Genomic DNA, 20,868 nt, shown 5'->3' with positions numbered 1-20,868 from the left:
TGTCAGGCGCGCGTGTAGGTCCACAATTGCGCAGGCGGAATATTGCGGACGATAAAATCGAAATGGCGGATGTGGTAAAGGTGGGGTTGCGCCACGATGGGGGAAACCGGACCATAGGAAATCTGTACGACCGGGCGACCGTGGGGAATACGGTTCAGGAGTTCGTCGAGAAGCTTGATGCGCGCCGCCATCGGAAAGTTCAGCATCGGCACGGCTGAGATCACACAGTCGAACATCTGGCTTTTGTCTGCGCCGAGCGTTGTGTTGAGGTCGAAGGCGTCGCCGTTGACGAAGTTCACACCAGGATAGCTCTTCAGAAGCTGCAGATAGAAGTCGCTGGAATATTCAATTGCAGTGAGGTTTTCAGGCTTGATGCCGCGCGCCAGAATGGCTTTGGTGATGACGCCCGTGCCAGGCCCGAGTTCGAGAACCGGCAAACCTGAATGCGGGTTGATGACACTCGCCATTTTCTTTGCGGTGATCGAGGAGGTTGGAACAATAGCGCCGACCTTCTTTGGCTGGTTGACCATCCCCTTGAAAAACCGGATCTCTTCCTCAAATTTTCTTTCGAAGCGCTGTTTCAGGTTTAGAGCCATAGTCCCCTCAGATTTGGTCATTGTCAAAAAACGGTCACAGCAATGTTGACCCCATTTGCCGCAAAAACAAGGCAAAATGTCGTAATTGGGAAAATTCGATCACGCTGATGTGTAGTCGCGAATCGAAACAAAAAAGCGCCGGAGACGTGGTCTTCGGCGCTTGCGATCGATTTTGAGGATAATTGGTCGTTTTAGACGCGCATCGGCATCAAAACATAGAGCGCATCGTCACCGGCAGTGTCGCGAACGAGCGTCGGTGAGCCCGCATCCGCCAGAAGGAAGATCGCGTCTTCACCGGAGAGCTGTGACGTGATGTCGAGCAGATATTTGGCGTTGAAGCCGATTTCCATCGAATCATGCTCATATCCGACAGCGACTTCTTCGGTTGCGCTGCCCGAATCAGGGTTGTTCACCGTCAGCGTCAACTGACCGTCCGTCAGTGCGAGTTTTACAGCGCGGCCGCGTTCGGACGAGATGGTCGATACACGGTCAACAGCCTGAGCGAAGGTCTGGCAATCGACGCGCATTTCCTTGTCGTTGTTCGTCGGGATGACGCGCTGATAGTCAGGGAATGTTCCGTCGATCAGCTTCGACGTCATGACGATCGAGCCGATGGTAAGGCGGATCTTGGCGTCGGAGACTTCGACGGTGACTTCGATTTCCGGATTGTCGACCAGCTTCTGCAATTCGCCAACGGTCTTGCGCGGAATGATGATGCCGGGCATGCCTTCCGAACCGGAGGGAGCATCCACGTCGGCACGCGCCAGACGGTGGCCGTCCGTCGCCACGGCGCGCAGCTTCAGGTCGCCCTTGCTTTCGATGGTGTGGAAGAAAATGCCATTCAGATAATAGCGCGTTTCCTCGGTGGAAATCGCAAACTGGGTGCGATCGATCAGCATCTTCAGATCGGTCGCTTTCAGCTTGAAGGTGTGGCTGAAGGTGCCGGCAGTCAGATCGGGGAAGTCGCCTTCCGGCAGGCATTGCAGCGAGAATTTCGAGCGACCGGAAGCGACAGTCATGGTCGAACCGTCGGGATTGGTGGCCAGAAGCACTTCGGAACCATCTGGCAGTTTGCGGACGATTTCGTAAAGCAGATGTGCCGGAACGGTCGTCGCGCCAGCCTGCTCGACCATCGCAGGGGTTGCTTCAGTGATTTCCAGATCGAGGTCCGTCGCCTTCATGTCGAGATTGGCGCCGGAAGCGCGCAAAAGCACGTTGGAGAGGATCGGAATCGTATTGCGACGCTCGACGACCCGGTGGACGTGGTTCAGCGATTTCAGAAGGTTGGACCGCTCAAGAGTAATACGCATGGACGCTACCGCTTTCAACCGTTGCGACCCGGCCGCCGCCGGATCGGCAAAAAGAGTCATGTCCGGCCGGGAAGCCGGATGATGTGGACGGGCAAAATGGCAGAGTTATTGCCGAAAATGCAAGAGGCGAGTGAGCCCTCAACGTTTCATTTTGGTGCTATACAGCTCGATCCACAGGTTAGGGTGGCTCTTGGGCCTTGTTCGCCGGTTTTCTATTCCCCATAAAGGGTTGAAAATACCAAGGATTGGAATGGCGTGTGACGGAAGACGTATCCCACAGCGGTAGCAACAGTGCTGCGAAGAGTTTCAGGATAGGGACGGCAACTGTTCCGGCACGGCCAATTGAATCCGCGCTCTATCTGGTTGCCACGCCGATCGGAAATCTTGGCGACATCACCTTGCGTGCGTTGGAAACCCTGGCGTCGGCCGATGTTCTGGCCTGCGAGGATACCCGCGTTACCCGCGTTCTGCTGGAGCGTTACTGCATTCGTACGCGTCCCATCGCCTATCATGAGCACAATGCGCAGGAAGCCGGGCCAAAGCTGATTGCAGCGCTTGAAGCTGGAAAATCGGTGGCGCTCGTTTCCGATGCAGGAACGCCGCTGGTATCCGACCCTGGATATCGTCTTGGTCAACTGGCCCTTGAAGCAGGTCATCGCGTCGTTCCAATTCCGGGTGCATCGGCACCGCTCGCCGCCCTCGTTGGATCGGGCATGCCAAGTGATGCCTTTCTGTTTGCAGGTTTTCTGCCCGTCAAGGATCGTGGCAAGCGAGACCGTTTTTCGGAACTGGCAAAGATCCCTGCGACGCTGATCTTCTTTGAATCGCCACATCGCATTGCCGCAACGGTGAAAGTTGCCTCGGAGGTGCTGGGTCGGGATCGCCGCGCGGTCGTGTGTCGCGAACTGACCAAGACCTTCGAGGAATTCCGACGCGGCACATTGGGTGAGCTGGCCGACTATTATGATGATGGTCGCGTTGTGAAGGGCGAAATCGTGCTGCTCATCGAACCCCCTTCCTACGATGAAATTCCAGATATCGAGGATGTCGAAAAGCTGCTGAAGGATCTGGTTTCCACCATGCCCGCCGCCAAGGCAGCCGGCGAGGCGGCAAAGCTTACGGGCCTTCCGCGCAAGGAGCTTTACCAGCGGCTTCTTGATATGAAGGATGCTGATGGCAAGTGAGCCGCTTGAGAGGAAAAGACGGCGCGCTGAACGGCGCGGCCACACCGCCGAATACTGGGCGGCGCTTTATCTCATGCTCAAGGGTTACCGCATTCTCGCCATTCGTTACCGAACGCGTCTCGGAGAAATCGATCTCGTTGCGCGCAAGAAAAATGTCGTTGCCATCATTGAGGTCAAGGCGAGGCGCTCGGTCAATGGCGCCGTCGACGCGGTCGGCTGGCATTCACAGCAGCGCATTCGTGCCGCTGCCGATATCTGGCTGTCCCGTCGCAAGGATTTCAGCGAGCTTTCCGTGCGGTTCGATATCGTTGCCGTCATGCCGCGTCGCCTGCCGAGACACTTTGTCGATGCGTTTTAAGAGGAAACACCATGTCCGGTGAACGGGAAAAAATGGCTGCTGGCGAATGGTATTCTTGTCTGGACGATGAGCTCGACGCTTTGCGAAAAATGGCTCGCCGCGCTGTTCATCAGCACAATACGATGCCACCGGATGAGCGCGCCTCAATGGCGCCGTTGCTGCGGTCGCTTTTTTCCTCCGCTTCGGCAAGTGCGTTCATCGAAGCGCCGTTTCATTGCAGCTATGGTTTCAATATTACCCTTGGCGACAACGTCTATCTGAACGCCGGCTGCGCCATTCTCGATTCTGCACCTGTGCAGATTGGCGACGGCTCCATGCTTGGGCCGGGCGTGCAGATCTATTGTGCCGAACACCACAAGGATACGGTTTTGCGATCGAAAGGCATCGAGATCGCCAAGCCGGTGACCATTGGCAAGGACGTCTGGATCGGCGGCGGCGCCATCATCTTAGCCGGCGTTACCATTGGTGATGGTGCCATCGTCGGTGCCGGTTCCGTGGTCACCAGGGACGTCGCGCCAGCTACAACCGTGGTTGGTAATCCAGCGCGTGCGGTTCAGCACAAAATTGCCTGAGCAGCCGCATTTCGTGCTTTTGCCGAACGAACGCATCACGTCATGGTGGTGTGTAACAAATCTGCAATAAAACTGTAAAAGTCCCGTCACGGAACAAGCCTATTCGCATCCTCACCCAACCACGGGCGGTAGAGGATCGAAAAGATGATCAAGAAATTTTCCATGGCTGTGATGGCCGTCAGTGTATCCGCAACGTCTTCCATGGCTGCTACCAACATTACCTGGTGGCACGGCATGGGCGGTCGTAACGGCGAAGTCATCAACGAAGTTTCGCAGAAATTCAATGAAGCCCAGAAAGAGTGCGCGCTGACGCCGGTTTCCAAGGGCTCTTACGAAGAAGCGCTGGCAAGCGGCATCGCTGCTTTCCGTTCTGGCGAACAGCCGAACATCCTTCAGGTCTTTGATGCTGGCGCTGCCACCATCATCAACGCCAAGGGCGCCGTCATTCCGGCAGAAGACCTGATCAACAAGGCTGGTTACAAGTTTGAACGTGACGCCTTCATCAACGGCGTTCGTTATTTCTACGCTGCTGCTGATGGCAAGTTCGTCGGCATGCCGTTTAACTCGTCCGCGCCGATCATGTACATCAACCAGGAAGCCTTCAAGAAGGCCGGCGTTTCGGTTCCGAAGACCTGGGAAGAGTTTGAAACCATCGCGCCGAAGCTGAAGGAAGCCGGCTACACCGCGCTTACCGCTTCGCAGCTCACATGGCAGTTCACTGAAAACTTCTTCTCGCGCCAGAACCTGCAGTTCGCCACGAACAACAACGGTTACGACAGCGTTGCCGGCACCGAGATGAAGCTGACCGACCCGAACCTCGTCATGATGTTCGAAAAGCTGAAGACCTGGAAGGATGAAGGTTACTTCGGTTATTACGGCGCAGGCTGGAACGACAACCAGAAGCCGTTTGAAGAAGGCAAGGTTGCCATGTGGATCGGTTCGTCCGGTTCGTTCGGTGGCCTGAAGAAGACCGCAACCATGCCGTTCTCGGCTGATTTCCTGCCTTACTGGAGCTCGATTAAGGGTGCCGGCACCAACACCTTCATCGGTGGTGCAGCTCTGTTCGCAATGTCTGGCAAGTCTGATGCGGAAAACAAGTGCGTTGCCGACTTCTTCCAGTTCCTGACCTCGCCTGAGATCCAGAAGTTCTACCACCAGGCAACCGGTTACGTCGCCATCACTGAAGCCGCTTACGAGCTGGCCAAGAAGGAAGGCTACTATGAGAAGGAGCCTGTTGCCGAAGTTGGTATCAAGCAGCTCATGCTGCCGGGCGGCGAATGGTCCAAGGGTTACCGCCTTGGCTTCTACCCGCAGATCCGCTCGATCATGGAGCGCGAATACAACCGCATTTTCGCTGGTGAAACCACTGTGAAGCAGGGCTTCGAAACCATCGAGAAGGAAGGCAACGAGCTTCTCGCGCGCTTCGCAAAGACCGCTGGCTGATGAGCCCTTACGGACTGTGAAACCAACAGGGGCCTCCTTCACACGAAGGGGGTCCCATTCTCGATAGGGGACCGCGCGTGGCCTATACTCCTTCACAACCTCGTTTGAGCCGGTTTATCCCCGGTTTGTCAGCGGGCGCCAAGAAAGCGCCGGTCGAGCAGGCTGGCGCCAAGCGTGTCCAGTTCTCGTCGTCCTACGTTCCTTATCTTTTCCTGGCGCCGCAACTCGCGGTGATCTTCATCTTCTTCTACTGGCCGTCCGTTCAGGCGGTGCAGTCTTCGTTCTACATCGAAGACCCCTTTGGTTTCGGCTCGACTTTCGTTGGCATGAGCAACTATTGGGACGTGATGTTCAGCCCTGAATATCTTGGTATCGCCAAGTTCACGGTTGTCTTCACCGTGCTTGTTACCTTCTTTTCGCTTGCGCTGGGGCTGCTGCTCGCGGTCAAGGCCGATGCGGTCATCCGCGGGAGCTCGACCTACAAGACCTTGCTGATCTCTGTTTATGCGATCGCTCCACCGGTCGCCGGCCTGATCGGCATGATGTTCTTCGACCAGCATATCGGTCCCTTTGTGAAACTGGCGTCCTGGTTCGGTTGGGACATGCGCGTTGGTCTGAATTATTACGACACCGCTTTCGCCATGATCGTCGTCGCTGTCTGGAAGCAGATACCCTACAATTTCATATTCTTCCTGTCTGGCCTTCAGGGCGTTCCGGTTTCCGTGCGCGAAGCAGCCACGATCGACTGCCGATCCGGTTTTCGCCGTTTCTGGACGGTCACCCTGCCGCTCCTTGCGCCGACAGCCTTCTTCCTGCTGATCATCAACATCACCTACGCGCTTTTCGACACCTTTGGCGTGATCGACGTGATGGTGAAGGACAAGCCGGCCAACAACCCGATCACGCTTGTCTACAAGGTCTTCATGGACGGCTTCCGCGGCAACGACATCGGCAGTTCATCGGCCCAGTCGGTCATTCTGATGCTGGTCGTTTTCGTGCTCACCATCATCCAGTTCCGCTTCCTCGAGAAGCGCATCCACTACACGTGATCGCGGGGACATAGACCAATGCACAAGACAAAACCCCTCGACCACCTGATCCTCATTCTTGGCGCGCTCTTTCTGATCGTTCCGGTGATTGTCGCGTTCATGACGTCGACCCATGAGGCCGCAGAAATTCACCGAAACGGCCTGATGATCGTTCCCGGAGACAACATGGTCGGTACCTATGAAAAGGTGCTGACCCAGAAGGGCGGCTTCACCGGCCAGATCACCGGTCTCAGCATGGTGATGAACTCGCTGATCCTCGGCATCGGTTTTGCTGTCGGCAAGATCGTACTGTCCATGACCGCCGCTTACGCCATCGTCTATTTCCGCTTCCGGTTTGCCACGCTTGCCTTCTGGATCATCTTCACGACGCTGCTGCTGCCGCTCGAAGTGCGTATCATGCCGTCCTACGAGGTGATGAGCAAACTCGGACTCCTGAACTCTTACACCGGCCTCATCGTACCGCTTCTGGCATCGGCGACCGGCACGTTCTACTTCCGTCAGTTCTTCAAGTCGGTTCCGGAAGAGCTTCTCGAGGCTGCCCGCATCGACGGCGCCGGCCCGGTGAAGTTCTTCATCGACGTGCTTGTGCCCCTGTCACGGACGATGATGGCGGCAATCTTCATCATCATGTTCGTCTACGGATGGAACCAGTATCTCTGGCCCATGCTGATGACGACGGATGAGAGCTTCTTCACCCTGATGCGTGGCATCAAGTCGATCCTGCAGGTCTGGGTCGGTTCGCAAATCCCCGATTATAACGAAGCTTTCGCGCTCGCCGTTCTGGCCATGCTGCCGCCGGTGCTGATCGTCGTCATCTTCCAGCGCTGGTTCATCAAGGGCCTCACCGAAAGCGACAAGTAAAGGAATCAGAAATGGCTTCCATTGAAATCAGTCAGGTCTGCAAGGACTACGCAGGCGGCGTGCGTGCCGTCCATCATGTCGACATCGACATTGCCGACGGTGAGTTCATCGTGCTTGTCGGCCCGTCCGGTTGCGGGAAATCCACGCTGCTGCGCATGGTCGCCGGCCTTGAGGACATTTCCGAAGGGACGGTGAAGATTGGCGATCGTGCGGTTAACACTGTCGACCCGGCCGATCGAGATATCGCCATGGTCTTTCAGAACTATGCGCTTTATCCGCACATGTCCGTACGCGAAAATCTCGAATACGGCCTGAAAAACCGCAAGACACCCAAGGCGGAAATCGAAGCTCGCGTTGCTGAGGCTGCCCGCATGCTGCAGCTTGAACCTTATCTTGAGCGCAAACCGCGCGCTCTGTCGGGTGGTCAGCGTCAGCGCGTCGCCATGGGTCGCGCCATCGTGCGCAAGCCCGCAGCGTTTCTGTTCGATGAGCCGCTTTCCAACCTTGATGCCAAGCTGCGCGTTTCCATGCGCGGTGAGATCAAGCGCCTGCAGAAGCGTCTCGGCACCACGTCAATTTATGTAACCCATGATCAGCTTGAGGCCATGACGCTGGCGGATCGCCTGGTCGTTCTGAATGCTGGCCGCATCGAGCAGATCGGCTCACCGCTCGAGGTTTATCACACGCCTGCGTCGACCTTTGTCGCGAGTTTCATCGGTTCGCCTGCCATGAACCTGTTGAAGGGGGAACTGCATGGCAATTGCCTGGCAATCGGTCCGTCACTGCTTTCGCTCAATGGCTTTTCGCCTGCCTCGGGTCCGGTGACAGTCGGCATGCGCGCCGAGGACTTCCGTTTGGCTGCAGACGGCGAACAGGGCTTTTCCCTGCGGGTCGACTACATTGAGGAACTGGGCTCCCAGCGTCTCGTCCACGGCACGATCGGGGACCAGACACTGACGGTCGTTTTCCCGCCGGATATCGACGTTCCCGCCACGCTGCCGCTGTCGATTGCACCAGAGAAGCTGCATTTCTTCTCGTCCGAAACCGGTAAACGTCTGAACCGCACGAGCGAGCAGGCACCGTCCTCGCACGCCCAATTGCAGATGGCCTGATAACAAGTAAAAATCGGCGCAATCATTAAAATTGTGCCGATTGCTCAAACCGGTTCGTTACGGTCCCGCTGATAAAACACCTCCAATATTTTACGGGGGTTTTCTGATATGTCCTTCAAAATGATGTTTGCCGCTGCCGCAACGATGGCGATCCGCACGGTACCACTGCTGCCAGCCTATTTGCGGCAGGGAAAAGATGACGCAGTCGTCAGTGCATCCTGCACGGATTTGCGGCTGCAGTCTGCGCCTATTAATCCGGAATGGATCATCGCCGGTAATCCGCAGGCGCGCGCAGCCGACCACTCCAGAAGCGGTGACCGCGCCTCCAGCACGGCCATGTGGGATTGCACGGCGGGTGAGTTCCGTTGGTTCTTCGGTTGGGACGAAACCGTCTACATCCTTGAAGGTGAGGTACATGTAACGGCTGAAGACGGCACGGTCAGCATTCTGCGTGTTGGCGACGTCGCATACTTCCGCGCCGGAACATGGGCCACATGGCGGGTCGACAATTATGTCCGCAAGGTTGCCTTCATGCGCCGCCCGTTCCCCACCGCATTGGCGTTCGCATACCGCGTCAAGAACAAGCTTTTCTCCCGTCGTTCTTATTCTCTGGCGGCATGACCAGCGCCCGTGTGAAAGTTCAATAAAACTCACAGAACGACCGTCGTGCAGCAGTTGCCTTTGAAGGCCTGCTGCCCTACATCTTTCGGGCTTTCTAAGAGGGACTTTTGCATGGCGAAGATCAAGAACGTCGCGATCCAGATGGATCATGTGTCCGGCATCAACATTGCCGGTGACTCCACTTTCGCGATGAGCCTTGAGGCCCAGGCGCGTGGATACCGCCTGTTCCATTATACGCCGGATCGTCTCTCCATGCGCGACGGCAAGATTTACGCCACGGTCGAGCAGATGGAACTGCGGGATATCAACGGCGATCATTTTTCGCTTTCCGAACCGGAGCGTGTTGATCTGTCGACGATGGATGTCATCCATCTGCGACAGGACCCTCCCTTCGACATGGCATACATCACCTCGACGCATCTTCTGGAGCGTATTCACCCGAAGACGCTGGTGGTGAACGATCCTGCCTGGGTGCGCAATTCGCCCGAAAAGATCTTCGTGACCGAATTTGCCGATCTTATGCCAGCAACGCTGATTACCAAGGATGGTGCAGAGATTGCCCGCTTCCGCCAGGAGATGGGCGATATCATTCTCAAGCCGCTTTATGGCAATGGCGGTGCAGGCGTCTTCCATTCGGCGCGTGATGATCGCAATTTCTCGTCGCTTCTGGAAATGTTCGGACAGATGTTCCGCGAGCCCTATATCGCCCAGCAATATCTGCCGGACGTAAGACAGGGCGACAAGCGTATCCTGCTGGTAGATGGTGAGCCGGTGGGGGCTATCAACCGCGTGCCTGCGGAAAATGATGCCCGCTCCAACATGCATGCCGGTGGCCGTCCCGAGCCGACCGAGCTGACGACGCGTGAAAAAGAAATTTGCGCGCGGATTGGTCCGGCACTTCGCGAGCGCGGTTTCCTTTTTGTCGGTATCGATGTCATTGGCGACTACATGACCGAAATCAACGTGACCTCGCCAACCGGTATCCGGGAAGTCAGAAAGTTCGGCGGGGCCGACGTCGCAAGCCTCCTCTGGGACGCGATCGAGAAAAAGCGCGAAGCGCAGGATCTCTGAACAGGCCGTCGTTCGGCGTGCTGATGCAACCTGTGTCACGCAAAACTCCGCATCCGGCCTGAACGTCGGCTGCGGTATTTGTTCTCTTAATGTTCTTGTTTTATTGTGTGCGCTGTGGCAGGCTCCCCGCGGTTGGCTGCTGGACGGGGCATAAGGCCTCGTTGATGTAGCTGGTTTGCGGGGGCGGACCATGGTTGCAAGAGTTTGTACGGTTGCTTTTCAGGGTATCGAGGGCGTGCCTGTTGAAGTGCAGGTGATGGTGGCGCCGGGCAGGGTCGGCATCAATATCGTCGGTCTGCCAGATAAGGCCGTTGCCGAAAGCCGGGAGCGGGTACAGGCGGCGTTGCATGCCTCCGGACTTGCGCTCCCTGCCAAGAAAGTCACCGTAAACCTCGCACCTGCCGATCTGCCCAAGGAGGGGTCGCATTTCGATCTCCCCATCGCCCTTGGCCTGATGGCGGCACTGGGAGCAATTCCTTCGGATGCGCTGAATGGCTATCTGGTGTTGGGCGAACTGAACCTCGACGGCACCATCGGTGCGGTTGCCGGTGCTTTGCCCGCAGCTATCGCTGCCAATGTTCAAGGCAAGGGGCTCATATGTCCGGCCGAAAGCGGTCCGGAAGCGGCCTGGGCCGGGGCAGATATCGACATTCTGGCGCCGCGCAGCCTGATAGCGCTTGCCAATCATTTTCGCGGTACGCAGCATCTCTCCAGGCCGCAGCCGGCCATCCGCAGCAACCCGGCCAATCTCCCTGATCTTGCCGATATCAAAGGGCAGGAAAGCGCCAAACGTGCGCTGGAGGTCGCTGCCGCAGGTGGGCACAATCTCCTCCCATTGTGAACAAAAGACCCACATTCCGCAAAAAACAGAGGCCTCGCCAGTTTCCCGGCAGGGCCTCGATTGGATGTTGAAAAATTGAGAGAAATAACTGCCGTAATCTGGAATTTTACATCTTTGATCTCGATCTAGCAGCACGAAATGACGCCGCAAAAATCCTGTCCTTCGACGAGGCTCACGCAGTTTGGCATGATATGTGGAATGACGAGTGGGTCTGTTCGGCTTCCCAGATGATGGCGGTTGCGAGGCGATTATCCAAACTCTTCTCCAAATGAAAAAGCCCCGCCGGAAATGACGAGGCTGTAAGATACGGTGTTGTTCGTTGCTGTGTCAGACCGCGAACATGATCTCTGCGGCTTTGCTACGCGCTAACTTGGTCTGCTTTCCCGCGAGGTGGTCAACTTCCTCATTCCGTGGGCCGCCAGCGTGGCCCTTCACCCAATCCCAAATGATGGTCTTCCCCTCGGCGACAGTGATGATCTGTTTCCAAAGATCGCAGTTTGAGACGGACTTGCCATCACCCTTACGCCAGCCGTTCGCGATCCAGCCAGGAACCCATTTGGTCATTGCGTCGTAGATCAATTTGAGGTCAGGACGGACGATCACAGGAAGCGGTTCACCCGCTTGCAAACATCCGAGCGCCGAGGCGACCGCTGTCATTTCCATGGGAATGTTGGTGGTATGATCCGGTTCAAAGCCCACGACACGGCGGTATTTCAGTTCTGCACCATCGGCAGTGATGCGACGGAGCGTGGCGGCGAAGCCTCCGGGACCGGGATTTCCGTGACAGGAGCCATCGGTATAAATGAGGATGTGAGGTTGGCTTTCAAGGTTGTTCATACGGGCCTTTCTGGCGTGAAGACATGGAGGGACGATTCCGAAGACAGGAGGATGTCTTGGTGAACTTACGGGTGATGTCGAATGACGGTGGGAAGTAAGGTCGAGAAGACCGATGTCTGACGGGATAGATGGGTGGAAAGACCTTCTCTGTCTTTATTCATAGACAGGAAGAAAATATCCACCGAGGGGCATGTTTAGCCCGCGTGCCGTGCGTTTCTGTCGTCCTCGGAACGAGGTTTGCAGAAGGGTGGACAGGTCAACTAATATGGCACTGGACTGCTGATGGGAGAGGAAGCGCCATATCGGCAACTATAGTAATAGCGGAAAGGTAGTCACAAAACCCCTGCAAAATAAGGCTTTCAGCAGAATTGTCCGTCAAACAGCACATGCGGACAGGTCGTCAGTGTCATCTTCCCAAGTACCGACAATCGGCCAATTCTGGAGCTTTGGCGGTATGGCCTCAAGGCGCTTTTGCACAGCCCGAAGCGTGATGCCTTGCCGAACGGCAATGGAGCGCAACGACAAGCCCTCATTGCGGAGGCGTTCAGTTTCAGTCAGCGGCAGATTGGTGGCCGCAAGGTTCCTGACGACGAGAACCATGCCCTGCGGCAGGATAACATCCACCTCAAGGCGTGGTAAATTACCGTTGCCCTTACGCCGATAGATAGTCCCATAGCTCTTTCGCTTGGCCCATTTGGTCAGCCGGTGACGGCCTTCACGATGTTCTACAACACCGAGAATTACCAGCCGTCGCAGAAGGTCCGCTGTCGTGGTTCCAATGAGGTCGGCAAGTTTTCCGAACGGGAGCCAGCCGGTATGCCAGACGCCCGTCTGGTCGCGGATTTCGTCAAGGACGGGGTGATAAGCGGGGGGCTTGAGATTGACATTTGTCTTCATGATTGGAACCTTTCGATGGCCGTTCGTGGACCTAATGGGAAAACGTCCCCGGCGTTGAACCGAGGGCTGCATGTCGTGTGATTTGGTGGCTCTGAGGTTGGCGGGGCGTTCGCGACGTCCCTTGCGCCTAAATCGGATTTAGCCTTCTCGGAATGGTCGAGCAGACAGACAGCCGCTGTCGGGAAGAAGACCTAGTACTGTTCGTGAGTACTTGCCCCAGTCGTCCTGCTCCAGCATTGATGCCGAAAGCGTCAGGAGGCACGATGGCGGGGTTAACAGATGGGCGGACGGGAACGCCCCCCGAAGCGGACACCCAAAATCGGCGGATCAAGCGAATTGTCCTTAACGAGGGTGTAATTGGCATCGCCCCCTACTGCGCTTCCAGCACATGCACGATCTCCTCAAGGGAGGTCGGTTTGATCTGCATGTAACGCATAGTCGTGACGATGGCCGAATGCCCCATCCATTCCATAACCCGCTTCACGTCAACGCCACCAAGAACCAACCGTGTGCAACACGTATGTCGCAACGTATGCGGCGTCACGTCAGCCATACAAAGGTCAGCCCGCATGACATCCCACCGACTCCTCATGGCACCGTCCTCAAATCCGTCAAAAGGTCCCTTCGACTGCACACTTCTCCTTTGCTTGAGGATCGCTTGGCAACGCTTGGTGAGCGGAACGGTGCGCGGCTTGCCTGTCTTGGTGTGCCAGAAAGTCACCGTCTTCATTCCCGGCCCGAAGGCATCCCATTTGACGGGGATCATTTCGGAGAAGCAACTTGCTCCGGTGTCGATCAGGAGGACGGTCAGGTCGTGGAGGTCGTGGAACCCTCGCACTTCCCAGTAGGCAAGCAGGGCCTTCTCCTCCTTGTCATCTAGATACCGGAACTTGGTCTGTTCGACCTTATTCCACCGGAGACGAGGCAGAGTGACCACGAGGCCGTTGTCCTTGGCGACACGCAGCATCTTTGACAGCGCGGCCAGCTTGCGGTTGACGGTCGCTGGAGCCAGCCCCTTCTCCGAGAAATGGACCTTCATTTCGGCGGCTTCGGCTGGAGTGATCTCGGAAATGTCTTTGTTCTTCCCGAAATACTCAACGACATGCTTCCCGTTCCGTTTCAGGCCGACGCCAGATCGCGACGAGCCCCATTCGGTGCGGCAAACGTGGTTGTAGAGGTTTCCGAGGAGGTTGAGGTCGGTGGTTGTGCGGGCTTTCTCGGTGACGAACACTGGTGGCAGCGGCTTCCCCATGAGGGCGGCTTCACGGGCCTTGCCTTCCCATTCCTCTGCGGCATCTCGCGTCTTGAATGACTTGCGAATGCGTCCACCGTCCGGTGTGCGAACGTCAGCCAGCCAAAAGTTTCCACGTTGGCGGGCCATGTCAGTCCTCCCAGTTGCCGTTGAGGATTTCCAGATACCGCGCTTCCGGGCCCTCATCCGGTAGCTCGAAAATGGAGCGAACCTGCGACAACTTCCCTACAGCGAACAGGAACGCCACCCGGACATCAGGAGAGTCAGCATCCTTGCCGAACGCCAACATACTTGCCATCTGGAATGCTTGATCGATCACGTCTATTGCGGCCTTCACGGCAAACCGTGCCGGTCCGCCGATCTTCTTGGCTGCGTCTTCAAGAGGATCAAGCACCCCAATCAAGCTGTCGAGGCCCGCGCCACCGCAATACATTCTTTCACTCCTTCATGTTCATGGAAATCATGTAGAGCGATGTTTGTCAGACAATTTTATTGATTAAAATCAGATAGATGACCCACTATCGGGACGGTCTCTATAGTGGGATGAGTTCGGGGAAAGTCGTCCCATTACAGGAACGCGGGCGCCGCCTGAATGGTCTGGCAAAAGGGTATTTTCAGCGTCACCAATGGCCCCATTACGGGGATGATACAGACAGAATGTCGCACCCCGCTCACCATCTAAAGAACGTGTCGTAGACGCCCCAGAGCCCAGCAAGAGCCACCGGCACGATGACCAACCAAGGCAACAGTTCCATGTTTATGCTCCCGCCTTCAATACCTTTTGGACTGCGGACGACGAGCAGCCAACCTCAGCGGCAATCTGCCGAACTGACATTCCATCCGCCCGGAGCTTCCGAATTTCGTCATGGTTGAGCGACACGGGGCGTCCGGTGATCCACTTTTCTCCGGCTTTCTCCGCCTTCGCCTTCGCCTTGGCGATGCCCTCCATCTGGCGTTCTTTCCGAAGCTCGGTTTCAAACTGGGCAATACTGGCGAGAATGCCGAAAACCAGTTTACCCGTGCGCGTCGTCGTATCGAGGCTGGCGTCATCCAAGACCTTGAAGCCCACGCCCTCCCCGTTGAGCTTGTCAACGATCTGATGAAGGTGCGAGGCGGAACGTGCGAGGCGGTCAAGCTTGGTCACGATCAGCGTGTCGCCTTCCCGAACATAGTCGAGGCACTTGCCTAGCTCTGGCCGGTCATCGTCAAGGCCCGACTGCTTCTCACTGAATATCTTTGTGGCCCCTGCGGCGTTGAGCCTGTCTACCTGAGTCTGATAATCCTGCCCTGTCGAGCTAACTCGTGCGTATCCTACGATGGCCCCCATGTGCACTATCCCCTAAGATGTTTGGTGAACACTGTTTAGTGCACGATTAATGCACACGTCAATCCCCATGTGCACAAATGTTTACCTTAGTGTGCAAGGGGTTTCCGATATGTGCCCATTTCACATCGCGTTAACATGACCGTTGATATGTGATGATTTTCAATGAGGTAAGCTAATGCCATTTCTTATGACTTGGAAACCTGAGGGTTGGCCCTACGAAAACGTCCAACGGATGTTGAAGGAATATTCAGAGAATGGATCGGTTACCGAACCTTGGCGCATAAATGCCTTCAAACGTTCATTTCTCGGAGACCGGGTTTGGCTTCTACGCCAGGGCAGTGAAAATCGGGGCATCTTCGGAGTTGGTGAAATTGCTGGCCAGCCGTCTATGCGCATCTATCAGGGCAAATCACACATGATGGTGCCCGTCAGGTTCACTCGACTGGTCGACCCGCGCGGGAAACTCTTGATCTCAATTAGGGAATTGGCAAGCGTTCTTGAGACATCTCAAATAGGAGCCCAGGCAAGCGGTAATACAATAAAACCTGAACAATCTGCAGCGTTGGATGCACTTCTCCCGAGTGATCCACGAGAGCGCGAAGGGACAGATTGGACAGAGGACGAAATCTCGGCACTGGTGACCGATTACTTCGCTATGCTGCAAAAGGAAGTGAGCGGCACTGCCTACTCTAAGACCGAACACAGAAGGAACTTGCTGAGATCACTCCAACGCTCTGAAGGCTCGATTGAGCGCAAGCATCAGAACGTTAGTGCCGTGCTGCATCGGCTAGGCTTCCGTTGGATTCAGGGGTACAAACCGCTTGGCAACGTACAGACTGCACTTGTTCCCGTGGTTGCCCACTTCCTCCGATCTGCGGCAAAAGACCTTGATAGTGTTGCTGAAGCGATACCTGCGCCATCTTCTACGGCTGATGTGTTTGTCACCGCCCCGACGGATGCTCTGACCATCAATGCTTCAAGCGCGATTGACCCCGTTGCCCGCAAGTTCGACATAGCCAAACGTGACGCCAGAAACAAAGCGCTAGGCCAAGGCGGTGAAGAGTTCGTTGTTGAGCTAGAGAAAGCTCGGCTAACGGAGCTAGGCTTGAAGGATAAGATTGATCAAGTGGTATGGGCCTCGCGAGATGAAGGCGACGGCCTCGGCTATGACATTCGGTCTTTTGCCGACGACGGGACCGCGATCTTCATTGAGGTCAAGACCACGCGCGGAGACATCAACGCTCCCTTTTTCATCACTGAGCGAGAGCGACTAATCGCCGAAAGGAAAGGTACTCAATATTTGATCTATCGAGTATTCTCTTTCGGTCGCGAACCGAAGGTTTTTGTGATCCCAGGACCTCTGGAGAACGGCTTGGAGCTGCGACCTACCGCCTATCGGGCGTCAGTAAGGCCAACACCGAAATGCTCGCAAACCGGCTAGGGCAGGGGGATACCGTTTCTCCATCGATCGAGGTGAGTGGCTCGGATTTTTTTGCCGATTTTAAATCGCGCTCTCTTGTCGCTCGTCGCTCGCCCTCAACTGCGCTTGATTAGATATCCGGTAATCTCTCCAGAAGCCTGTGCATCACGCGCGGTTGCAAGCGAATGCCCGCTAGCTCGCCAAATCGATATCTCATCACCGAACATTCGCTGCGATACAAGGCAAAGGCTGGAGAAAATCTTCGGCCCCATAGGTACCAATACAGTTCTAGCGATGCCACTGAGGGACAAGATCAGTGACCTCATTTCCCAGAACGTTTGGTAAGGAGAAAGAACGGGATATTTTATGACACGATCAGCACTTATTAGTTCAAAAAATGAACTATTTGCTTTGGCAACCTGGTGCTGGAATTTCGCATCGCTGCCGATGGGAAAGAAAGCGAACGTCACACTGGGATCAAGAAATTCAAGCGCACCAACCGCGTGATCGGTCTCGTAGCCTAGTCCGAGAACCAGCGCTGTCGGCTGTTCCGGATTAGATGTCCAGCCGCCAAAGTTCTCAAGCGGTGAAAAGTCGAGGAAATCCAGTTCCTCATGAGGCGGAGGAGCAAAAACAGCTACAGAGTATAAAACTGTAATTTCGGCGTTTTGAAAGAATTCTGAATCAAGCAACTCAGCCAAAAGAGATGCCATTGCGCCACGATTCAGCGATGAGACGTCGATGCATATTTTGGCACCTGCAAAATCTGTGCGTTGTGTGATTTCTTCAAGGCGCTGTCTGATGCTGACATTACTGGAAAGTCGGTGCCCCCCGATGGCCTCCAAGAAGCTCGCGTTATCATCGAAACTTAATGTGTGGCCATCCGGAAAGACATAGCCCAGAACCAAATCCGTCTTCTTGTGATATCGTTCGGCAACGTGGCGTGCACGAGCTTCATATCCGACGGCAAAAATTAATAGATCAAACGCAAGGTCGTCGTCCAAGTTCAAGTTGAACAGATCAATGCTCATCGCTGAAATCCATTCTCGCTTGCCTACTCCCGCTTTGCTGACTTAGCAGGGCCGAAAGGGTGATCTCTCTATCAAGCGACAGAGGAAGTTTATAGTGAGCCGCGAGCATATAGTTTAAACGAAAGCGGTTACCCACGACGCTTGAAAGCACATCCTCCGATTCCTGATCAGGAACATACACAAGCGCACCAATATTTAGCGCCTTTCCGATGGCAGAAAGATCATCCGGATTGACACCATGATCGACTCGAAACGAAAGCGGAGGCTGATCACTAAATTTAGTCGACATGAGGCCGCGATGAAGCGCCGCGCCGATGCTGTCAAGGAAAGGCAATAATCCCCGCCCCTGTGATTTTCTAGCACCATGCGGAACGGTTTTGAGAAGAGATCGCATCACCCTAATGGCTTTCTGGACCTCATCCGCTTGCTTCGCACCTGAAACAGTTCGCTTCGCTTCAAATTGCTTGTAATCCGCGATAAGCGGGGCAAAAAGGTTGATCAAGCTTCTTGGATTGCCCTCAGTGAGGGCGAGCATAGACGGGTTGCCAGAATACAGGATGTAGCTTTTCCTGGACCGGCTATTTAATTGTTCGATCTGCAATCCCGACTTGGACGGCCGCGAAAAATACTCTCGCAAAACCACAATATTTCGAACCTTGCGCAGTGTTTTTGCCGCTGACCGCTCGTCCAGTTCTTCAACTCTAGATAGATCAATCCCTCGCGACTGAAGGTAATGGTGAAAGCTTGAATCTTTTTCGCTCAGAGATTGGAAAATTTTCCCAAGCGGCCTATTGTTGCTATATTTCTTGGTTGGTGAGTTCTGATCGTTGGCCTCATCGTCTTCAAATGCAAAATATGACGAGCCCAACATTGCGTCGACATCAGCATCGATACCTGCTTGTTCAAGCATTAAATTGCACAGACGACGTGAAAAATCGTAGCCGTTTTCTTTCCGCGCGAAGCTTAGTTCGATATGGCTGTAGTCATGATTATGCGACGCACCTCGGTCATCCAGCGATGATCTGAAATTTTTATTAAACGGGGCGAGCGCCAGTTTATAATTGATTTTCAGCTTATCGACTTCTCCCCGCAAGTCAGAGAATAGCGATTCCTGCACAAACGATGGAGCGACCTCCATTTCATCGAAAAGGAAACTCCACCGTCTAGAGGACAACCCCGAGACATGGTTATGGATGTCGGCAGCCCCACGTATTCCTTCGCGGTAGTCGACATACAGAAATCGATTGTCATCGCTGGTTAAGACTTGGTTCCCGAAACGTAGCTGGTTTCTCAGTATGCCTATCTGGCCCAGCCTTTGCGACAACGCAGCACGAACTTCAGCGAACGTGAAAGCGCGAGGTTTGAGAAGCCATATCGCGGCAAGATTCTCGCAAATTTCGCGTTCTTTTTGCGAATCTAGTTTTGCGACGAGTTCCGAATAGAATTGTTTTCCTGACTGCGGAAGATTTTCCCAATCAATAAATGTCGCCGTGATGGCCTTGAATATATGAGTTGTGAACGCGCTCATACCAAGAAGTTCGGCGGCGCGTTGATCGGGTACATCTTTTGCTAATTCATTTAGTTGGCCGTGCCAGCTTCTATCTGCCGCAACGAATACAGACACGAAGTCGATCTTTTCTTTGAGTATCGCAGCTTCTTCGCCGCCCCATTTATTCAAGGCAGGTAGAGTAAGCATCTTTAGCAACGTTGTCTTGCCAGACCCTCGTGGCCCGGACAAAATGGTATGCCCTCTACCAATCAGGCGTTCCAACGCATTCGGAGGCGAGACAAAAGTTCCTGCGATCTCGGCGTCGGACTTATGCTTGGCATTAAACGTATCAAAAAATGGGTTCTCACGCATTGACTTGTGCCAACTCTTTGATTTGTCCATCAGCTTCCGTGGCGACCACACCAACTGTTTCGAGCGCTTTAATCAAAGACTCATTATCTGTCGGCATGAGGCGGCCCAAATCTGGAAAATTTGTGATTAGGTCAGTCCAAACAATCTTCCCGGCAGCCTTAACAGCCTCCGAGATACTTCTGGCTAAATCTGGGATATATCCTCGATATCCAAATCCTGACACGACAGGCAAGCCACCAGGGATGCTTGTTTTTGTCTGCCACCCGATGCTCGGGGCCCAGTTCCACGCACGAACCGAACCCGCAACGCGGGCAATTTGACCTTCGGCTGCTTCTTCCAGATCAACCATGTAGAACTGATTAGGTGAAGGGTTATGTTCATCGCCCGTTCTCGTTGCTGCAAAACTAGCGCAGGAAAGAACGATTGGGGCGGAGTTACCTCCAGCACAAAACAGATTAGACCTATGCCTATGACCGTGAATGATGAGCCATTCACCCAATGCTGGCTTACTCAGCAAGTCTGCCAGTCGCTCCGACCCCTTCATCGTGCTGTTGTCGTCAAAAGCATCAGTAGATACCGGCCGAATGTGGTGATGAAACAGGCAGATGTTTTGCTTATGCTGAGCGGCCTTGACGGCAACCTTCAACTGCTCCTCAATGCTTTCAAGTGTTATATCACTAACACGGCCTCGCTCTAGTTCCGGCTCTGCATCAGAACCGAAGCCATGAAAGGCGCAAGAATTGATGTTGAGTATCCGATAATTCTCGCCTTCAAAGATTGAAAAATTGTTGGCCCAGTATTCTAGTAAATTAATACGATGCTCATCGGTATTTGGGAAGGGAAAGCCAGGCTCTAGGGTTCGAAGGAATCCGCGAGGGTCAAATTTGTTCTGCTTATGCCGCGTGTCGAGGTCGTGATTGCCGCACGTAGCGACAAGTTTCGTTGAGGGATATTTTCCAGAAAGTGAAGAAAGTTCGCGCCAAACTGATTGGATGGCGTGGGTGTCTGCTTTGTCACCAAGGTCACCGCCGACAATCATAAGGTCGGGCGGTTCAATCTCTCCACTTTCAAAAAGCTTAACAAACCCAACCAGTGGATCGATATTGGGCTTTCTACTCGACGCGGAGAAATCAATAAGTGAAGGCGGAAGCGCAGGTTTTCCGTCGGGGGCCTTGCGTGCGTCCGAGCAAAAAGCATGGAGATCAGATAAGACCGCTATCCTCAT

The 20,868-nt window shown here is 54.7% G+C and carries 20 protein-coding genes and 1 pseudogene; 11 read left to right on the top strand and 10 right to left on the bottom strand.

The genetic code is table 11. The features are described from left to right. Window positions 1–2 precede the first annotated feature (2 nt). Entirely contained in the window at window positions 3–596 is a 594-nt protein-coding gene (gene pmtA, locus ACIQT8_RS15350; protein WP_138794338.1) for a phospholipid N-methyltransferase PmtA, read from the bottom strand. Window positions 597–787: 191 nt separating this feature from the next. Then, entirely contained in the window at window positions 788–1,906 is a 1,119-nt protein-coding gene (gene dnaN / locus ACIQT8_RS15345; RefSeq protein WP_138794339.1) for a DNA polymerase III subunit beta, read from the bottom strand. A gap of 311 nt (window positions 1,907–2,217) precedes the next feature. Here dnaN and rsmI point away from each other — a divergent pair, with 311 nt between their 5' ends. From rsmI to ACIQT8_RS15295, 10 genes and pseudogenes are all read left to right on the top strand, one after another. Beyond that, window positions 2,218–3,090 carry a 16S rRNA (cytidine(1402)-2'-O)-methyltransferase gene (gene rsmI, locus ACIQT8_RS15340; RefSeq protein WP_400967168.1) on the top strand — a complete coding sequence of 291 codons (873 nt, stop codon included), beginning with the start codon at window positions 2,218–2,220 and terminating at the stop codon, window positions 3,088–3,090. Beyond that, entirely contained in the window at window positions 3,080–3,448 is a 369-nt protein-coding gene (locus ACIQT8_RS15335) for a YraN family protein (RefSeq protein WP_262523957.1), read from the top strand. Before rsmI ends, ACIQT8_RS15335 begins: the two co-directional genes overlap by 11 nt. Before the next feature lie 11 nt (window positions 3,449–3,459). Then, window positions 3,460–4,020: a sugar O-acetyltransferase gene (locus ACIQT8_RS15330; protein WP_400966737.1), complete on the top strand. Its 561-nt coding sequence runs from the start codon at window positions 3,460–3,462 to the stop codon at window positions 4,018–4,020. Window positions 4,021–4,164: 144 nt separating this feature from the next. Beyond that, window positions 4,165–5,463 carry an extracellular solute-binding protein gene (locus ACIQT8_RS15325; RefSeq protein WP_138794343.1) on the top strand — a complete coding sequence of 433 codons (1,299 nt, stop codon included), beginning with the start codon at window positions 4,165–4,167 and terminating at the stop codon, window positions 5,461–5,463. Window positions 5,464–5,540: 77 nt separating this feature from the next. After that, on the top strand, window positions 5,541–6,512 hold the full coding sequence (locus ACIQT8_RS15320; RefSeq protein ID WP_262523963.1) for an ABC transporter permease subunit: 972 nt from the start codon (window positions 5,541–5,543) through the stop codon (window positions 6,510–6,512). Between the two features lie 18 nt (window positions 6,513–6,530). Next, the gene (gene ugpE / locus ACIQT8_RS15315) at window positions 6,531–7,373 is read left to right on the top strand and encodes a sn-glycerol-3-phosphate ABC transporter permease UgpE (RefSeq protein ID WP_138794344.1); all 843 of its coding nucleotides are present in this window, start codon (window positions 6,531–6,533) and stop codon (window positions 7,371–7,373) included. 11 nt (window positions 7,374–7,384) lie between these two features. Continuing rightward, entirely contained in the window at window positions 7,385–8,485 is a 1,101-nt protein-coding gene (locus ACIQT8_RS15310; protein WP_400966732.1) for a sn-glycerol-3-phosphate import ATP-binding protein UgpC, read from the top strand. 108 nt (window positions 8,486–8,593) lie between these two features. Next, window positions 8,594–9,106, top strand: coding sequence for a cupin domain-containing protein (locus ACIQT8_RS15305; RefSeq protein WP_138794346.1), 513 nt, complete (start codon window positions 8,594–8,596; stop codon window positions 9,104–9,106). A gap of 111 nt (window positions 9,107–9,217) precedes the next feature. Beyond that, window positions 9,218–10,177, top strand: coding sequence for a glutathione synthase (gene gshB / locus ACIQT8_RS15300; RefSeq protein WP_400966728.1), 960 nt, complete (start codon window positions 9,218–9,220; stop codon window positions 10,175–10,177). 190 nt (window positions 10,178–10,367) lie between these two features. Further along, window positions 10,368–11,009: pseudogene (locus ACIQT8_RS15295) on the top strand (magnesium chelatase domain-containing protein); the annotation flags it as partial. 336 nt (window positions 11,010–11,345) lie between these two features. On the opposite strand, the gene ACIQT8_RS15290 reads toward ACIQT8_RS15295, so the two are convergent. The 5 genes from ACIQT8_RS15290 to ACIQT8_RS15270 form a co-directional block, all read right to left on the bottom strand. Continuing rightward, window positions 11,346–11,855: a ribonuclease H gene (locus ACIQT8_RS15290; protein WP_400966725.1), complete on the bottom strand. Its 510-nt coding sequence runs from the start codon at window positions 11,853–11,855 to the stop codon at window positions 11,346–11,348. Between the two features lie 375 nt (window positions 11,856–12,230). After that, the gene (locus ACIQT8_RS15285) at window positions 12,231–12,752 is read right to left on the bottom strand and encodes a hypothetical protein (RefSeq protein ID WP_400966722.1); all 522 of its coding nucleotides are present in this window, start codon (window positions 12,750–12,752) and stop codon (window positions 12,231–12,233) included. A gap of 370 nt (window positions 12,753–13,122) precedes the next feature. Continuing rightward, window positions 13,123–14,133, bottom strand: coding sequence for a tyrosine-type recombinase/integrase (locus ACIQT8_RS15280; protein ID WP_400966719.1), 1,011 nt, complete (start codon window positions 14,131–14,133; stop codon window positions 13,123–13,125). Window position 14,134: 1 nt separating this feature from the next. Continuing rightward, the gene (locus tag ACIQT8_RS15275) at window positions 14,135–14,437 is read right to left on the bottom strand and encodes a hypothetical protein (protein ID WP_400966716.1); all 303 of its coding nucleotides are present in this window, start codon (window positions 14,435–14,437) and stop codon (window positions 14,135–14,137) included. 324 nt (window positions 14,438–14,761) lie between these two features. After that, entirely contained in the window at window positions 14,762–15,331 is a 570-nt protein-coding gene (locus tag ACIQT8_RS15270) for a recombinase family protein (RefSeq protein ID WP_400966713.1), read from the bottom strand. A gap of 175 nt (window positions 15,332–15,506) precedes the next feature. On the opposite strand from ACIQT8_RS15270, the gene ACIQT8_RS15265 reads away from it, so the two are divergent. Beyond that, window positions 15,507–16,772, top strand: coding sequence for a DUF3883 domain-containing protein (locus tag ACIQT8_RS15265; protein ID WP_400966710.1), 1,266 nt, complete (start codon window positions 15,507–15,509; stop codon window positions 16,770–16,772). A 95-nt stretch (window positions 16,773–16,867) separates the two neighbouring features. Here ACIQT8_RS15265 and ACIQT8_RS15260 read toward each other — a convergent pair whose 3' ends face one another. The 3 genes from ACIQT8_RS15260 to ACIQT8_RS15250 are packed head-to-tail and all read right to left on the bottom strand — an operon-like array spanning window position 16,868 to window position 20,868. Continuing rightward, window positions 16,868–17,782 carry a hypothetical protein gene (locus ACIQT8_RS15260; protein ID WP_400966707.1) on the bottom strand — a complete coding sequence of 305 codons (915 nt, stop codon included), beginning with the start codon at window positions 17,780–17,782 and terminating at the stop codon, window positions 16,868–16,870. Continuing rightward, window positions 17,772–19,643, bottom strand: a complete 1,872-nt coding sequence (locus ACIQT8_RS15255) for a hypothetical protein (protein ID WP_400966704.1) — start codon at window positions 19,641–19,643, stop codon at window positions 17,772–17,774. The genes ACIQT8_RS15260 and ACIQT8_RS15255 overlap by 11 nt, the downstream gene beginning before the upstream one ends. Next, on the bottom strand, window positions 19,636–20,868 hold the full coding sequence (locus ACIQT8_RS15250) for a metallophosphoesterase family protein (protein ID WP_400966701.1): 1,233 nt from the start codon (window positions 20,866–20,868) through the stop codon (window positions 19,636–19,638). Before ACIQT8_RS15250 ends, ACIQT8_RS15255 begins: the two co-directional genes overlap by 8 nt.

Source organism: Agrobacterium sp. NPDC090273, assembly GCF_044772305.1.
Taxonomy (GTDB): domain Bacteria; phylum Pseudomonadota; class Alphaproteobacteria; order Rhizobiales; family Rhizobiaceae; genus Agrobacterium.
The sequence above is the reverse complement of the archived record's forward strand: the minus strand, read 5'-3'. Positions and strand labels throughout refer to the sequence as shown.

Coding starts and splice junctions, on each gene's coding strand:
- pmtA (WP_138794338.1), bottom strand. CDS start 596: ATGGCTCTAAACCTGAAACAGCGCTTCGAAAGAAAATTTGAGGAAGAG.
- dnaN (WP_138794339.1), bottom strand. CDS start 1,906: ATGCGTATTACTCTTGAGCGGTCCAACCTTCTGAAATCGCTGAACCAC.
- ACIQT8_RS15335 (WP_262523957.1), top strand. CDS start 3,080: ATGGCAAGTGAGCCGCTTGAGAGGAAAAGACGGCGCGCTGAACGGCGC.
- ACIQT8_RS15330 (WP_400966737.1), top strand. CDS start 3,460: ATGTCCGGTGAACGGGAAAAAATGGCTGCTGGCGAATGGTATTCTTGT.
- ACIQT8_RS15325 (WP_138794343.1), top strand. CDS start 4,165: ATGATCAAGAAATTTTCCATGGCTGTGATGGCCGTCAGTGTATCCGCA.
- ugpE (WP_138794344.1), top strand. CDS start 6,531: ATGCACAAGACAAAACCCCTCGACCACCTGATCCTCATTCTTGGCGCG.
- ACIQT8_RS15310 (WP_400966732.1), top strand. CDS start 7,385: ATGGCTTCCATTGAAATCAGTCAGGTCTGCAAGGACTACGCAGGCGGC.
- ACIQT8_RS15305 (WP_138794346.1), top strand. CDS start 8,594: ATGTCCTTCAAAATGATGTTTGCCGCTGCCGCAACGATGGCGATCCGC.
- gshB (WP_400966728.1), top strand. CDS start 9,218: ATGGCGAAGATCAAGAACGTCGCGATCCAGATGGATCATGTGTCCGGC.
- ACIQT8_RS15290 (WP_400966725.1), bottom strand. CDS start 11,855: ATGAACAACCTTGAAAGCCAACCTCACATCCTCATTTATACCGATGGC.
- ACIQT8_RS15285 (WP_400966722.1), bottom strand. CDS start 12,752: ATGAAGACAAATGTCAATCTCAAGCCCCCCGCTTATCACCCCGTCCTT.
- ACIQT8_RS15280 (WP_400966719.1), bottom strand. CDS start 14,133: ATGGCCCGCCAACGTGGAAACTTTTGGCTGGCTGACGTTCGCACACCG.
- ACIQT8_RS15275 (WP_400966716.1), bottom strand. CDS start 14,437: ATGTATTGCGGTGGCGCGGGCCTCGACAGCTTGATTGGGGTGCTTGAT.
- ACIQT8_RS15270 (WP_400966713.1), bottom strand. CDS start 15,331: ATGGGGGCCATCGTAGGATACGCACGAGTTAGCTCGACAGGGCAGGAT.
- ACIQT8_RS15265 (WP_400966710.1), top strand. CDS start 15,507: ATGCCATTTCTTATGACTTGGAAACCTGAGGGTTGGCCCTACGAAAAC.
- ACIQT8_RS15260 (WP_400966707.1), bottom strand. CDS start 17,782: ATGAGCATTGATCTGTTCAACTTGAACTTGGACGACGACCTTGCGTTT.
- ACIQT8_RS15255 (WP_400966704.1), bottom strand. CDS start 19,643: ATGCGTGAGAACCCATTTTTTGATACGTTTAATGCCAAGCATAAGTCC.
- ACIQT8_RS15250 (WP_400966701.1), bottom strand. CDS start 20,868: ATGAGGATAGCGGTCTTATCTGATCTCCATGCTTTTTGCTCGGACGCA.